This window comes from Blautia hansenii DSM 20583 (genome assembly GCF_002222595.2).
Lineage (GTDB): Bacteria > Bacillota > Clostridia > Lachnospirales > Lachnospiraceae > Blautia > Blautia hansenii.
Map to the genome: position 1 here is coordinate 383,511 of NZ_CP022413.2, position 15,051 is coordinate 398,561.

At 37.8% G+C, this 15,051-nt stretch carries 13 protein-coding genes and 1 pseudogene; 12 read left to right on the forward strand and 2 right to left on the reverse strand.

Annotated features, from left to right (window positions below; genetic code table 11):
* Nucleotide 1 precedes the first annotated feature (1 nt).
* The gene (locus tag CGC63_RS01920; protein ID WP_167530810.1) at nt 2-751 is read right to left on the reverse strand and encodes a restriction endonuclease subunit S; all 750 of its coding nucleotides are present in this window, start codon (nt 749-751) and stop codon (nt 2-4) included.
* A gap of 552 nt (nt 752-1,303) precedes the next feature.
* On the opposite strand from CGC63_RS01920, the gene CGC63_RS15395 reads away from it, so the two are divergent.
* The 10 genes and pseudogenes from CGC63_RS15395 (at nt 1,304) to CGC63_RS01965 (ending at nt 11,966) form a co-directional block, all read left to right on the forward strand.
* Nucleotides 1,304-1,471, forward strand: a complete 168-nt coding sequence (locus tag CGC63_RS15395) for a hypothetical protein (protein WP_004221459.1) — start codon at nt 1,304-1,306, stop codon at nt 1,469-1,471.
* A 245-nt stretch (nt 1,472-1,716) separates the two neighbouring features.
* Nucleotides 1,717-2,292 (forward strand): DUF8451 domain-containing protein, encoded by a 576-nt coding sequence (locus CGC63_RS01925; protein WP_326929162.1) that lies wholly within the window; start codon nt 1,717-1,719, stop codon nt 2,290-2,292.
* 280 nt (nt 2,293-2,572) lie between these two features.
* Nucleotides 2,573-3,280: a FadR/GntR family transcriptional regulator gene (locus CGC63_RS01930; protein ID WP_009247459.1), complete on the forward strand. Its 708-nt coding sequence runs from the start codon at nt 2,573-2,575 to the stop codon at nt 3,278-3,280.
* Between the two features lie 134 nt (nt 3,281-3,414).
* Complete coding sequence (locus CGC63_RS01935) at nt 3,415-4,545, forward strand: Ldh family oxidoreductase (protein ID WP_009247458.1); 1,131 nt, start codon at nt 3,415-3,417, stop codon at nt 4,543-4,545.
* 98 nt (nt 4,546-4,643) lie between these two features.
* On the forward strand, nt 4,644-5,819 hold the full coding sequence (locus CGC63_RS01940) for an NAD(P)-dependent malic enzyme (RefSeq protein WP_004221454.1): 1,176 nt from the start codon (nt 4,644-4,646) through the stop codon (nt 5,817-5,819).
* 532 nt (nt 5,820-6,351) lie between these two features.
* On the forward strand, nt 6,352-7,920 hold the full coding sequence (locus tag CGC63_RS01945; RefSeq protein WP_004221452.1) for a recombinase family protein: 1,569 nt from the start codon (nt 6,352-6,354) through the stop codon (nt 7,918-7,920).
* Nucleotides 7,910-8,071, forward strand: a pseudogene (locus CGC63_RS01950) (sporulation transcriptional regulator SpoIIID); the annotation flags it as partial. The gene CGC63_RS01945 and the pseudogene CGC63_RS01950, both read left to right, overlap by 11 nt.
* Nucleotides 8,072-8,110: 39 nt before the next feature.
* Nucleotides 8,111-8,788, forward strand: coding sequence for a pentapeptide repeat-containing protein (locus tag CGC63_RS01955; protein ID WP_154965439.1), 678 nt, complete (start codon nt 8,111-8,113; stop codon nt 8,786-8,788).
* A 100-nt stretch (nt 8,789-8,888) separates the two neighbouring features.
* Nucleotides 8,889-10,238 carry a glucose-6-phosphate isomerase gene (locus tag CGC63_RS01960; RefSeq protein WP_004221447.1) on the forward strand — a complete coding sequence of 450 codons (1,350 nt, stop codon included), beginning with the start codon at nt 8,889-8,891 and terminating at the stop codon, nt 10,236-10,238.
* A 108-nt stretch (nt 10,239-10,346) separates the two neighbouring features.
* Nucleotides 10,347-11,966, forward strand: a complete 1,620-nt coding sequence (locus CGC63_RS01965) for an IS1182 family transposase (protein WP_004221446.1) — start codon at nt 10,347-10,349, stop codon at nt 11,964-11,966.
* A 172-nt stretch (nt 11,967-12,138) separates the two neighbouring features.
* On the opposite strand, the gene CGC63_RS01970 is transcribed toward CGC63_RS01965, so the two are convergent.
* Nucleotides 12,139-12,405: a hypothetical protein gene (locus CGC63_RS01970; RefSeq protein ID WP_009247455.1), complete on the reverse strand. Its 267-nt coding sequence runs from the start codon at nt 12,403-12,405 to the stop codon at nt 12,139-12,141.
* A gap of 281 nt (nt 12,406-12,686) precedes the next feature.
* On the opposite strand from CGC63_RS01970, the gene CGC63_RS01980 reads away from it, so the two are divergent.
* Complete coding sequence (locus tag CGC63_RS01980; RefSeq protein ID WP_004221438.1) at nt 12,687-13,799, forward strand: ABC transporter ATP-binding protein; 1,113 nt, start codon at nt 12,687-12,689, stop codon at nt 13,797-13,799.
* A 161-nt stretch (nt 13,800-13,960) separates the two neighbouring features.
* Nucleotides 13,961-15,046, forward strand: coding sequence for a PucR family transcriptional regulator (locus CGC63_RS01985; protein ID WP_040351033.1), 1,086 nt, complete (start codon nt 13,961-13,963; stop codon nt 15,044-15,046).
* Nucleotides 15,047-15,051 lie beyond the last annotated feature (5 nt).

The following is a 15,051-nucleotide window of genomic DNA, read 5'->3' on the forward strand; positions in this document are numbered from 1 at the left end:
ATCAATGGGATATTTTGTTTAATAGGACAGAAAAACTCAGTATAGAGGATATTGAAAAATATATGGCAAAGTGGCAGGCAGAATTAGCGGAAAGCAAAGGAAAGCTTGCTCTGATACGCTCCAACAGAACAGAAGCAGGTTCATCATCTGGATTTTGTGGCACAAGCTGTCCTCGAATGGCAAGGTCAAGGATTTTGGATTTTGCCTTCGAAGCAAGTTCCCTAATAGCTGCTTTCCCGATTTCAATATTATCAACCGTATACATCACTTCATTAAGGCGTTGACTCATACGTTTTTGCTCACTATATGGCGGTAACGGAATAAGAATAGAATTCATATTATCCTGCGTCATTTTAGGTTGAGCAGAGCCAGTTACATATTTTTCCAAACTAATTGCATTGATATAAAAACAAAGATATTCCAAAATAAATTTGTCAGTAGCATCGATGCAATGAGCATGATTGTTTACCCAATATTGTCCTTCGGCAAAAAAGGCAATCGGTTTGCTACGTGTCACAAGATTCGCTCCATCTTCACCTATAAGCAAAAGTCGTTCATCAAAAATGTATTTATCAATTTTATCAATCTTGCCTGAAACTCCATAATAATCATAGATTTTAGCAACATCCGTTCGTTGAGATGACGATATGGGTTTTCGCTCGCTATCACGATTAATTGTTATGGCAGAAAATCTTGTCCACGCCCACCCCTTCGGCAGCTCAAATGGTATCTCCTCCTCAATATATTTCACACTTCCATCGGCGAACTTCTCATAATGCAAACTATAGAATGTTTTAGAATACTTTTTACAGAGCAAGATCCACCCCGTATTACCATATCGCAATTTCTCGCATATTCTTATTCGGAGTATGCCCTTGATGGAGAGCATTCCCATACCTGCTAATTGGCTTCGCAACAAAAATTATATTTTGGATAAATGCCGCTATATGATTTCAGAGATAAAATCGTATGTCTGTTTTTTCCTTCAAATGACAAATTTACACGAAGAGCTACTGTGACATTTTGGTAAACTTAAGATATTTTTATGGGTATGGGGTGTCCCCGTCAAAAAGAAACTCATGAGATGACATGGAGAGAAAATCGATAATGTTAAACATAGGTGGATCTTGCTCTGCAAAAAAATAAAAGAAATATGGAATTCAACCCTGTAAAAGAGTTCATTTTCCTTTCGTTATATAGAGGGAGATTCAAAATACTTAAAAAATGAAGTGAAGTATAGGACTATTTCAGTAGGTATTTTCATAGTAATGGACAAAGAGAAAAGGGAGGTGGGAGCACCTCTATGAAGAAACAAAAATTGAATTATCGTTTTCACAATCCGAATACTGCGGAGGTGACTGCCGATTACATATTAAAAGTATTTATTGAGGTGAATGCGAAGAAAGTTGACCGAGTTATGCAGGAGGTAGCTGAAAGGAATATGGAAGAGGACAAGCATGAGGAAAAATAAAAGGTTTGGGAGTACAGGTTTACTTGTGGTCTTGATGGAAAAAGGGGAAACTGATGAATAAGAAGTTGCGATTTTGAAGGGAGACCTTGTTTATTATGAGAAAAGAATTTGATATTTCACAGTTCGATAAATATAGAGAAGATAACAGAAGAGAAGTAAAGAAAGCGAATGGAGGATTGCCGATCTCGTTATAGGACACATATTCTTCTTTTGCAAACTGTTATGGCGGTGTTATTATTCTAGGGATTAAAGAGGAAAAAGATGGGAGCTGGCAAACAACCGGATTGCAAAATGAATCGAAATTGTGTAAAGATTTTTGGGATACGATTAATAACCCGAAGAAAGTAAACCTCAATTTACTAACGGATGATGATATCGAGACCTATACAATAGGTGAAAGGAAAGATGTCATCATGGTGATATATGTTCCTATGGCAAAGAGGGAGCAAAAACCGATTTATATTAATAATGATATTTTTAACGGAACGTTCCGTAGAAATTATGAAGGAGATTATCATTGTACCAGATTGCAAGTAAAAGCAATGCTTCGTGATCAGACAGAGAGAACGATGGATATGGAGATTTTGGACAAGGTTCCTATGGAAGATTTGAATTATGATACAATTCATGGGTATCGAAACAGCCATAGAACTTTGAAGGAAGGGCATCCTTTTGAACGACTGAACGATCATGAGTATTTAAGAAGTATTGGAGCGGCGCTGTTTCCGAAGAAGATGGGAAATTGCATCCAACAGCAGCGGGTATGCTTATGTTTGGAAATGAGTATGATATTGTTCGGCATTTTCCCGAGTATTTTTTAGATTATAGAGAAGAAATGGATTCTGCAATTCGTTGGACTGACAGATTACAATCCAGTTCCGGTGAGTGGTCCCTTCTTAATGTGATTGCTGTTCGCTCCGTTCACAGCAACTTGGTCAAAATCCATTCCACTTGCTGTAAACTGTCAGGAATGCTATATTATAAGAAATATCTGTCGTACTGTACAGTTGTACCAAAAATAAAATGTATGGGAAAGACGGTGAAAAAATGATACCGCCTGTAAGAATACACGGACGGAAATGGGATGTGGAGGAATGGAGCATGTTTAAAGAAATTAGAGATGAACGGGCTTTCAACGGGATTTTAAATCAGATTATAGAGAACATTCAGAATGGCAGTCTCAAAGCGGGCGATGCCCTTCCGGCGGAGCGGACAATGGCGGAGATTATGGGAGTATCCAGACCGGCAGTCAGAGAAGCTTTGAGAGCACTGGAACTGCTGGGAATAGTCAAGCCGGTGCCGGGAGGCGGAAATTATATTACGGAGGACCTGGATACCTGGCTGATCGAACCTTTATCCATACTTTTTAAATTAAATAATGGATATCTGCGCCAGAATCAGCAGTTCCGTGCGGCACTGGAGCGAGAAGCGGCAATTCTTGCGGCACGAAAGTGCACACCGCTGGATGCAGCAGAATTATGGGTGATTCTTGCACGGCTGGACGCCGCAGAAGATGAAAAGATACGGGGTGAACTGGATCGCGAACTTCACAAGAAGATTGCAAAGATCGCAGATAACCCGATGGTTTACAGTGTCCTTGCGGCAGCAGATCAGCTTACTGAGAATATTGTTTCCGGGACGAGAGACTACATTATGAAAAAGAATAATTCTGTCAGAGAGGTTGATGACCAGCATCATCGGCTTGTTAAGGCAATCATCAACGGAGATGCAGAACAGGCGGAACGATGTATGTCCGAACATATGGATACGATTGAACGTTATATGGAAGAAATGCAAAAAAAATCCTGAGAAATTTTGGGCATTTTTACAGGATAAATTGATATGACCTCTATTGCATTTTGGTAATACCGGAGGTATAATTAAAATGTAAATTGGTAATGCCAATAAATAAAACTGGCAACACCAGAAGGAGGGACGAAACAATGGGATATGTGAAATGGTCACATGAGACACTGAATCATTTTTGCGGAGACGTATTCAAGGCGTTTGGTTTTACAGAGGAAGAAAGCAATCAGATCAAGGATGTGCTTCTTACGGCTGACCTTTATGGAATAGAAAGTCATGGCATGCAGAGAATGGTGCGTTATCATAAGGGAATCGAAAAGGGAACGATCCATCCGCAGGCAAAGCCTGAAATTGTATTTGAAACACCGATATCTGCAGTGATTGATGGTCATAATGGAATGGGACAGCTTATTTCCGTTTATGCAATGAAAAAAGCAATCGAAAAAGCCAAAAAGACTGGAGTTGGAATTGTAACTGTCCGTGAGTCTAATCATTTCGGTATCGCTGGATATTATGCAAAGATGGCATGCGATGAGGGACTTCTGGGAATGGCCTGTACAAATTCAGAGGCTATTATGGTTCCTACGTTTGGCAAAAAAGCCATGCTTGGATCAAACCCAATCGCAGTAGCTATGCCGGCAGACCCGTACCCGTTTTTCTTTGACTGTTCTACCACGGTAGTTACAAGAGGAAAACTCGAAATGTACAATAAAATGGAGAAACCACTTCCGGATGGATGGGCCCTGGACAAAGATGGTCATGCAAGTACAGATGCACCGGATGTCCTTTCCAATATTGTTGCAAAGAAGGGCGGTGGAATCATGCCCCTTGGTGGAAATGAAGAGGTTACAGGAAGCCACAAGGGATATGGATATGGTATGCTGTGTGAACTATTCAGTTCCATTCTTTCTATGGGTGTTACTTCGGATCATTGCTGCACATTCCCGGATAAAACAGGAATCTGTCATGGATTTATGGCAATCGATCCGGCTGCATTTGGTGATCCTCAAGCAATCCGCAGACACTTTTCAGAATACCTGGAAGCTTTGAGAGAAAGTCCGAAGGCAGAAGGCAAAGATCGTATTTATACACATGGTGAAAAAGAAGTTTTGGCAGAAAAAGATAGAAGAGAGCATGGATTACCTGTAAACGATAATACGATGGTCGAACTTGCTAATCTGTGTGGATATCTCGGACTTGACTTTAATAAATATTTTGATGGATATGAGCTTCCAAAAGAAAGCAAATTCTTTACCGGTAATTATTAATAGATTAGAAGATTGCTGTGAACGGAGTGAACAGCAACAATAGAAGAGTTGAATGATACGGTTTCGCAAAATTTAAGATACCAGGGAGGACAATAGAAATGGATTATGCAAAAGAATCTTTAAGACTGCATGGAGAATGGAAAGGTAAGATTGAAGTTGTAACAAGAGTACCTGTAGAAAATAAGGATGATCTGTCACTTGCCTATACACCAGGTGTTGCACAGCCTTGTCTCGAAATCCAGAAGGATGTGGATAAATCTTATGATCTTACCAGAAGATGGAACATGTGTCTGGTAGTAACTGACGGTTCAGCTGTTCTTGGACTTGGAAATATCGGACCAGAGGCCGGAATGCCGGTAATGGAAGGAAAATGTGTACTTTTCAAGGCATTTGGCGATGTAGATGCATTCCCTCTTTGTATCAAGAGCAATGATGTAGATGAGATCGTTAATACAATTTATCTGATCTCCGGTTCTTTTGGCGGAGTAAATCTGGAAGATATTTCAGCACCGAGATGTTTTGAAATTGAGAAGAAATTAAAAGAAAAATGTGATATCCCGATTTTCCACGACGATCAGCATGGTACAGCGATTATCACTCTTGCCGGTCTGACCAACGCACTGAAGGTTGTAGGAAAGAAAAAAGAAGATGTTCGTATCGTTATGAACGGAGCAGGAGCTGCTGCAATTTCTATTGCACGTCTCCTTCTGACAGCAGGATTCAAAGATATCACTCTCTGCGACAGAAAGGGTGCAATCTACGAGGGACGCCCGGAAGGCATGAATCCGATCAAAGAAGAAATGGCTAAAGTTACTAACCTGGCTAAAAAATCCGGTTCTCTTGCAGAGATGCTGGTTGGCGCTGATGTATTTATCGGTGTTTCAGCACCGGGTGCTGTTACAACAGAGATGGTTAAGACCATGAACAAAGATGCAGTTGTTTTTGCATGTGCGAACCCGACTCCGGAGATTTACCCGGATGATGCAAAGGCAGGCGGAGCAAAAGTTGTTTCCACAGGAAGAAGTGATTTCCCGAACCAGATCAACAACGTACTTGCTTTCCCGGGAATCTTCCGTGGTGCATTTGATGTGAGAGCAAAAGAAATCAATGACGAAATGAAATTGGCAGCGTCTGAAGCACTTGCAAATCTGATCACAGATGAGGAACTTTCTCCGGAGTATATTATTCCGAAGGCATTTGATAAGCGAGTAGGACCAGCGGTAGCCAAAGCGGTTGCTGAGGCAGCAAAGAGAACCGGTGTAGCTCGTATTTAAACGAGATACGCAGGGGTAACACCGGAAAGTCATGAGACTGCACTGAAGGTCATGAAAGCGTGCCAGATAGAGGTTGTCGAATGAACGGATTACAAAAAGATATAGAATAAAGCAGAAGGGGCTGTCGGTTAATATCACATTTCGGCATCCTCAGTAGCAATTGAAAGGATCCCTGCAAGGACAAGGCTTGTTAGCCTTCCACCTTGCGTAGGATCCTTTTTTCTATGAAAGATGAAATTTATTTTTGGCCGCAAAAATCCCTTGTCTGGATTTTTACAGCCACACTTTTGATCAAGCTGTTTTTTCGGTGTTTTTCCCTCAAACTTCTTTAATTTTTCATTGAGAAAACGGCAGTATTTATTTATATTCCTTCCGATTGCGGTCCGCTCAAGAGATTAAAAGATAAATAAAAGTAGAGTAGTTTGAGATGGGATTAATTTCAATAATTTTCTCTTTTTCTGTTTACGAATCTTTATTTTGATATATAATATAGATGTAACAGAAAATAAATTTGATACAGAGAGGTAACACTATGAAGATAGCAGCCTATTGCCGTGTTTCCACAGATAAAGCCGACCAGCTCAACAGTTTAGAAGCTCAAAAGGAATTTTTCTCTGAATATACGCAGCGCACCGGAGATGTCTTAGTAAAATTATATGCAGATGAAGGTATTTCCGGAACCAAAATCAAAAATCGTAAGGAATTTCTTCGTATGATGTCTGATGCGGAAAAAGGAATGTTTGATATGGTCGTTGTAAAGGACATTTCTCGTTTTGCCAGAAATACCGTGGATCTTTTACAGAATGTTCGCAAGCTGAAAGCGTTAGGTATTGAAACCCAGTTCCTTACAGCGAATATGACAAGTATGGGAAATAGTGAGTTTGTTCTCACCATCTTTGGAGCATTGGCTCAGGAAGAAAGCGCTAATACATCTAAGCGAGTGAAATTTGGAAAGAAACTGAATGCAGAAAAGGGACGAGTTCCGAATATTGTGTACGGTTATGATAAAACGATCGGGGATTATTTTAACCTTGAGATTAACAAAGAAGAATCTAAGGTTGTCAAACAAATTTACAAGTGGTACACAGAAGAAGGTTACGGTGCTGCCAAGATTTCTAATATGCTGAATGAAAAAGGGTATCGAACAAAGCGAAATTGCAAATGGAGCCAGAATGCCATCTGTCGGATTTTGACCAATGAGATTTATACGGGAAAGATTATCAATGGAAAGCAGGAAATCAGTGATTTTCTGACTGGTCAGAGAAGAGAGAAGGATGAAACGGAATGGCTTGTTGTGGAACGTCCGGAGCTTCGTATGATTGAAGATGAAGTGTTTGAAAAAGCACAGGAAATTCTTCGTGGAAGAAACGATGCATTTAACTTGAATCATGAACGTCAAAGTAACAAATATTTATTTTCTACGTTGATTAAATGTAAAGAATGTGGATGGTCGTTTAGAAGAACAGTCCGTACTTACAAAAATACTTATGTGCGCTGGGTTTGTTCCGGAAGAAATGGAAAAGGAGCAGATAGCTGTCCAAATAAAACTGCTGTAGATGAAGAAGAATTAATCCAGGTTTTACAGGGATATTTCAATCGGATTCTACAGCAAAAAAATAAAGTGATTGATTATGTAGTGAAAGAATTTCAAAGAGTGTACAAAGCAAAAGATGAAAATGCAGAGTACGAAAAGGAATTAAACTTACAAGTTGCCAGATTACAGAGAATGAGACAGAAATACATGGATATGTACACCGATGATTTGATTTCCAGAGAAGAATTGAATGATAAATTAGGTGGCACACGGCAAGAACTGGAGCGTATGGAAAATGAGTTGAAAATGGTATCTAGCAATTTGACAAAGGGAGACCAGATGGAAAAAATTCTAAACGATACCTTTAAGCAGATTGAGGATATTACAGATGTTCATGAGATGACCAATGTACAGTTAAAGAGACTGATTAAGAAAATCGAAGTAGACAAAGATGGAAATGTGGATATTTACCTTCGATTATTGGGAGATTTGGGATTAAATGAAAGCATTTTAGTGGAAGACGAGTGTGAAAATAAAACAGCTCTAAATAGTAATGACCAAACATAAAGATGTAACCGAGCGATTACAGCAACTTAACCCCGCTTTAGCATATAGTGCAAGAAAAGTACTTGATGTAAATAAATCAGAACGTCATATTCGTGGTGGACTTGCTACCAGAGAAAAGTATTTGCATCAACAAGAACAAAGGAAAAAATAAAAAGAAAGGATGTCCGGCAGTATTAGGACAAGAAAAGCAATGAGCAAAAAGGAATTGAAAGCACCTGTCATACCGAAAAAATTAGCACTTGTGAAAGATGCAAAAAACATCTTGGAAGAAAGTGCAGAGCAGGAATATGAGATTATAAACCGGTTATTCGAAAATATTTTTTTGACAAAAATTCATGCCGGGCATTTAGAAATTAAACAGACTGTATTTCGAGGGTGTAGATTTACAGGATGTGACTTTTCTGAAACTTCTTTTACAAATGTTCGATTTGTGGAGTGTGATTTTTCAAATTCAAATTTTAGCGATGCTTACTTTAAGTGTTGTTCTTTTCAGAAATGTAAAGCAGTGGGTGCTGATTTTTACGGCAGCAGGATAAATCATGTTACATTTTTAGAGTGCAACTTTATGGAAACGGGATTTGATGCAGCTCATATTGGCTTTGTAAAAATTCAAGATACAGATTTTACCGAAGCAGGATTTGGTAAATGCCGATTTGTAAATTTCTGGGTAGATAACGTATGTTTTCGTAAAGCAAGTTTTTTTAAAACTTCTTTGAAAGACATAGATTTCGCCACATGTGACATAGAAGAAATCATTGTTTCTGATACTATGGAGGAACTAAAAGGAGTAAAAGTGAATCTGGCACAGGCAGTTAGTCTGGCGAAAAGATTGGGAATTATAATAAAAGAAACAGAAAATCCATTGTAAAATTTTGTGAAATTGGTTAGAGATGAACTTGATAAAATAAGATGGATTTGCTAAACTAAAGAGGTATTAATGCAAATAAAAGTCAAAGGAGAAAATAGAAATGGAAAATAAAATTACATTTGACTATTCAAAAGCAGTAAATGTTGTTCGTGAAGAAGAAGTAGCAGCAATGGAAAAAATGGTAGAGACAGCGAAAGAGGTTCTCGTGTCCAGAACAGGATTGGGAAATGATTTCCTTGGATGGATTGATCTTCCTGTTAATTATGATAAAGAAGAATTTGATAGAATTAAAAAAGCTGCGGACAAAATTAAAAATGATTCAGATGTACTTCTTGTAATCGGTATTGGAGGTTCTTATTTAGGAGCCAGAGCAGCCATTGACTTTTTGGGACACCCATTTTATAACAATCTGAGAAAAGAAGACAGAAAAACACCTGAAATCTATTATGTAGGAAATAACATCAGCGGAGCTTATGTAAAAGGTTTAGCTGAAGTAATCGGTGACAGAGATTTCTCCATTAATGTTATTTCAAAATCAGGAACAACGACTGAGCCTGCGATTGCTTTCCGTATTTTCAAAGAAATGATTGAAGAAAAGTACGGAAAAGAAGAAGCGGCAAAGAGAATTTACGCAACTACCGATAAAGAAAGAGGAGCGCTGAAAACTCTGGCAACAGAAGAAGGATACGAGACATTCGTTGTACCTGATGATGTAGGAGGACGTTTCTCTGTACTTACGGCAGTAGGACTTTTGCCAATTGCAGTAAGCGGTGTTTCCATTGATGCACTTATGGAAGGTGCTGCATCAGGAAGAGAATTAGCATTAAATACTTCTTATGCAGAAAATGATGCTTTAAAATATGCGGCAGTTCGTAATATTCTTCATAGAAAAGGAAAAGCAGTAGAAATCCTTGCAAATTATGAACCAACATTGCATTATGTTGCTGAATGGTGGAAGCAGTTATACGGAGAAAGTGAAGGAAAGGACCAGAAAGGTATTTACCCTGCATCCGTAGACTTTACTACTGATTTACATTCTCTGGGACAGTTTATTCAGGACGGCTCCAGAATTATGTTTGAAACAGTTCTTGAAATCGCAGAACCAAAAGAAGACGTGATTATCAAAGAAGCAGAAAGCGATTTGGACGGCTTAAACTATCTGGCGGGAAAAGGCATGGATTTTGTTAATAAAAGTGCTATGAACGGAACAATTCTTGCACATACAGACGGAAATACACCAAATCTTATGGTGAAAATTCCACAGCAGAATGAGTTCTATTTAGGACAGCTCTTCTATTTCTTTGAGTTTGCCTGCGGTATTAGCGGTTACTTGACAGGAGTAAATCCATTTGACCAACCGGGTGTAGAAAGCTATAAAAAGAATATGTTTGCGCTCTTGGGAAAACCGGGATATGAAGAAAGAAGAAAAGAATTATTAGAAAGATTATAATTGAGAAAACGGGGCTGTCGCACTAAATAATTAGTGCGCAGCCTCTTTTCTATGCAAAAAATTACAGCCAGGCTTCGAAAAACCTGGCTGTTGGTGTAAAATATAAGTATGCAAACCCCTATATTATTACACAAGAATTATACTTTGAATGAGGAAGGATATCAACTAAAACTTCCTTTAAACTTAGAAACAATTATTCCAGTAGATGATTCTGTGCGGTTGCTGAGTCAGTTTGTGGAGGCTATGGATTTAACGGACTTATATTCTACTTATGAAAGAATAAATACAGTATCGCCAAGAACACTCTTGAAGATTGTTTTATATTCCTATATGAATGGTGATTATTCCTCTCGCTCTATGGAATTGAACTGTAAGCGAGATATTAATTTCATGTATCTTTTAGAGGGAAAACCAGTTCCTGACCATGCCACTTTTGCCCGTTTCCGAAGTATTCATTTTGCTCCGTGTGCGAAACGAATTCTCGCTGAAATGTCTAATCTCTTTTACGAACTTGGAGAAATTTCGGGAGAAACGATTTTTATAGACGGTACAAAAATCGAAGCCTGCGCCAATAAATATACATTTGTATGGAAAAAGACGGTAACCAAAAATCAGGCGAAGTTGCTGATTAAAATCGCCGATCTCATTGCAGAATGTGAGCAACTTTATGGTATTCGGATTGTTCACGGTGATACTGTTAAAATGAAACACGTAAAACGGTTACGCAAAAAGCTGTACGCATTAAAACAAGAAGAAAACATTGTATTTGTACATGGTATTGGGAAACGAAAAACTCAGCTGCAAAAGAGTATCGAAACATTAGAAGACTATCTGGACCGTTTAAAAGGATATACAAAAAAACTGCATATTTGTGGAAAAAGGAACAGTTATTCTAAAACAGATCCGGATGCCACCTTTATGCGGATGAAAGAAGACGCAATGGGAAATGGACAGTTAAAGCCAGCATTTAATTTACAGCATGGCGTTGATTCTGAATACATTGTATGGCTGACAATCGGACCACAGCCCACAGATACTACCACCTTAATTCCCTTCTTAAAGGAAACAGAAGAATATCTGACATTTAAGTATCAAAAAATCATTGCAGATGCTGGATATGAAAGTGAAGAGAATTATGTATTTCTAGATCAAAATCAGCAGTTGGCATTTATCAAACCATCGAATTATGAAATATCAAAAAAGAGAAAATATAGAAACGACATCGGCCGTATAGAAAATATGAAGTATGATGAAAAAAGTGACTCTTATATTTGTAAAAATGGGAAACAGCTGCCCTTTACACATCTCCGTCGCTCTAAATCTAAAACCGGATATATCAGTGAAAAAAACATTTATCAATGTAAAGAATGTAAAGATTGTCCTTACAAGAAAGAGTGCATCAAGGGGAATAACTGTAAAACACCAATAGAAGAGAGAAACAAAGTGCTTTCCGTAGCAAAAACATTTTTGAAATATCGGGAGGAAGATTTGGAGCGGATTCTTTCTGACAAAGGAATTCTTCTTAGAATAAATAGAAGCATCCAAGCAGAAGGATCTTTTGGTGAACTGAAACAGGATATGCAGTTTCGCAGATATTTGAGTCGTGGCACAGCGAATGTTCTTGCTGAAAGTGTTTTGCTGGCAATGGCAAAAAATGTAAATAAACTTCATAACAAAATCCAAAAAGGGAAAACTGGAAGGCATTTATTTCCTTTGAAGAGTGCATAAATTTAGAGAATCCAAAATTTTTTTCAAATCCAGTTTTGGGTTGTATTAAAGTACGGCTTTTTTACGAAAAAGCTATTGTTTCAATAGAAACAGAGCAACTATATAGCGAAAATCAGAAAAAAGGAAGCTGCCGCTTCACGATTTACTAATCGTTAAAGCGACAGCCCCATTTTTAATCTTCTTCAATAATCTGAATTTCAAAATAATCAAAATCCAGAATTTCAATAAAGTTATCCTGAGAAAAACGTACTTTGGAAAACTTCTGAAAATCCTTAACATTGGCGTCCAGCCATATAGGAGACGGCAAATCGAATTTATGGCAGATGCTGTCCAGAGAATGAAAGACCTTTTGAGTCCGGCTGTCCTTGGTATCATCGCATATAACCGTACTTTTTAATATATGTGTATCTTTATAAATGCTTCCCATTAATCGAAACATGTGCGTATCCTTTCTGTTTTCGTTTTATATAGCCATTATTATAAGTAAGAGAAAGGCTTGTGTAAAGAGGGTTACGGGCGGAATTGTGCAGATTGCTTATGTAATTCAGAAAAATATGTCAAAATGCCAGTAATGCTATTGGCATTGTCTAGGCTTACAAAGAGTTGGAAAAATATTTGGGCATTTGAACTATGGAAAAAAAAACAAGATAGCTGTATACTAAACACAGTTCAAAAAGCAAAAAACGGATATTTACATATCGTCTAGGAGGAAAATGAGAAATGGCAAGTTTATCATTACAGCATATTAACAAAACTTATCCAAACGGATTTGAAGCAGTAAAAGATTTTAACCTTGAAATTGCAGATAAAGAATTTATCATCTTTGTAGGTCCTTCAGGTTGTGGTAAATCTACAACACTTCGTATGATTGCAGGTCTGGAAGAAATTTCCGGCGGTACATTAAAAATCGGCGATAAAGTTGTAAATGATGTAGAACCAAAAGACAGAGATATTGCAATGGTATTCCAGAACTACGCTCTGTACCCACACATGACAGTTTATGATAACATGGCTTTTGGTCTTAAATTAAGAAAAGTTCCAAAAGATCAGATTGATAAAATGGTTAAAGAAGCAGCTAAAATTCTTGACCTTGAAAAATTATTAGACCGTAAACCGAAAGCTCTTTCCGGTGGTCAGAGACAGCGTGTTGCTATGGGACGTGCTATCGTGCGTGAACCTAAAGTATTCTTAATGGACGAACCTCTGTCAAACTTGGATGCAAAACTTCGTGTTCAGATGCGTACTGAGATTTCTAAATTACATGAAAGATTAGGCGCTACAATCATCTATGTAACACATGACCAGACAGAAGCTATGACATTAGGTACAAGAATTGTTGTTATGAAAGACGGTGTTGTACAGCAGGTAGATACACCTCAGACATTATACAACGCTCCGGCTAACTTATTCGTTGCTGGATTTATCGGTTCTCCTCAGATGAACTTCTTAGATGCAACTGTAAAAGTAAAAGGTGATGAAGTATACTTACAGATTGGAAATACTGTACTTCAGGTACCGGCTTCTAAGAAAAAAGCTCTTATCGATGGTGGATACGATGGAAAAACAGTTGTTATGGGTATTCGTCCGGAACATGTATACGATGATGAAGCTCGTATTCAGGCATTCCCAAATAGCATCGTAGAAGGCAAAATTACTGTATACGAATTATTAGGTGCTGAAGTATATCTGTACTTTGATACAGAAGGCTTCCCAATGACAGCAAGAGTTAACCCACGTACAACAGCAAGAACAGGTGATACTGTTAAATTTGCTCTTGATATGGAAAAAGTTCATGTATTCGATAAAGAAACAGAACAGGTTATCACAAACTAAGAATAAAAATTATATTTCCCGTCTGGTATTCCAGGCGGGAATTCTTTTATTCATAGGAAATTGCATCCTATGAAATTCTTTTCACATCAGGTTGATAATTTAAAAAAAATCAGTTATTATTACTTTAGAAATTTCGGGTAAATATTAAAAGGAGAATGATTATGATATCAAGTCAGATAATACAAAAAACATTAGACGAACTCAGAGCGATTACCAGAATTGATTTATGTGTTATGGACATAGACGGAAAGGTGAATTCTACTACATTTGCCATTGAAAACGAGGACTTCGGGGATGTGAGAAGTTTTGCCGAGTCTATGGCTGACAGTCAGGTGATGAAAGGTTATCATTTCTTCAAAATTTACGATAACCAGACCGTAGAGTATGTATTAGTTGCAAAAGGCGGAAACGAAGATGCTTATATGATTGGACGTGTTGCCGTAGCGCAAATCCAGAATTTGATTGTGGCATATAAAGAACGCTTTGATAAATCCAACTTTATTCAGAATTTAATTTTGGATAATCTGCTTTTGGTTGATGTATACAACAAAGCGAAAAAGCTTCATATCGCAGTAGAAGCAAAGCGTGTTGTACTTCTGGTGGAAACAAAGAATGAAAAGGATCAGGACTCCATTGAAATTCTGAAGAACTTATTTATTTCCAGAAATAATGATTTCATTACGGCTATTGATGAGAAAAATATTATTATTGTTCGCAGTCTGGAAGAAAATGACGGATATGAAGAAATTGAAAATATTGCGAAAATGATTGTAGATATGCTGAATGCAGAGGCCATGTCTCAGGTTCGTGTATCTTACGGAAATATTATCCATGAAATTAAGGATGTATCCCGTTCTTATAAAGAGGCAAAGATGGCTCTGGACGTAGGAAAAATTTTCTATGTAGGGAAAAATATTGTAGGATATAACAATCTGGGAATTGGACGTCTGATTTATCAGCTTCCAATGCCGCTTTGCGAAATGTTTATGAAGGAAGTATTTGGCGGAAAGCTTCCGGAGTCTTTAGACGAAGAAACTTTGAATACAATCAATAAGTTCTTTGATAATAACCTGAATATTTCAGAAACGTCAAGACAGCTTTTCCTTCACAGAAATACGCTGGTTTACCGATTAGAGAAAATTCAGAAAAGTACAGGACTTGATATCCGTGTATTTGACGATGCCCTGACCTTTAAAATTGCACTCATGGTTTCCAGTTATATGGAATTTATGAAAAAACAAGATTAATCTTA

Bases quoted from the DNA above. Each gene is read 5' to 3' on its own strand.
- CGC63_RS15395 (WP_004221459.1), top strand. From the start codon at position 1,304: ATGAAGAAACAAAAATTGAATTATCGTTTTCACAATCCGAATACTGCG.
- CGC63_RS01930 (WP_009247459.1), top strand. From the start codon at position 2,573: ATGTTTAAAGAAATTAGAGATGAACGGGCTTTCAACGGGATTTTAAAT.
- CGC63_RS01935 (WP_009247458.1), top strand. From the start codon at position 3,415: ATGGGATATGTGAAATGGTCACATGAGACACTGAATCATTTTTGCGGA.
- CGC63_RS01940 (WP_004221454.1), top strand. From the start codon at position 4,644: ATGGATTATGCAAAAGAATCTTTAAGACTGCATGGAGAATGGAAAGGT.
- CGC63_RS01945 (WP_004221452.1), top strand. From the start codon at position 6,352: ATGAAGATAGCAGCCTATTGCCGTGTTTCCACAGATAAAGCCGACCAG.
- CGC63_RS01955 (WP_154965439.1), top strand. From the start codon at position 8,111: ATGAGCAAAAAGGAATTGAAAGCACCTGTCATACCGAAAAAATTAGCA.
- CGC63_RS01960 (WP_004221447.1), top strand. From the start codon at position 8,889: ATGGAAAATAAAATTACATTTGACTATTCAAAAGCAGTAAATGTTGTT.
- CGC63_RS01965 (WP_004221446.1), top strand. From the start codon at position 10,347: ATGCAAACCCCTATATTATTACACAAGAATTATACTTTGAATGAGGAA.
- CGC63_RS01970 (WP_009247455.1), bottom strand. From the start codon at position 12,405: ATGTTTCGATTAATGGGAAGCATTTATAAAGATACACATATATTAAAA.
- CGC63_RS01980 (WP_004221438.1), top strand. From the start codon at position 12,687: ATGGCAAGTTTATCATTACAGCATATTAACAAAACTTATCCAAACGGA.
- CGC63_RS01985 (WP_040351033.1), top strand. From the start codon at position 13,961: ATGATATCAAGTCAGATAATACAAAAAACATTAGACGAACTCAGAGCG.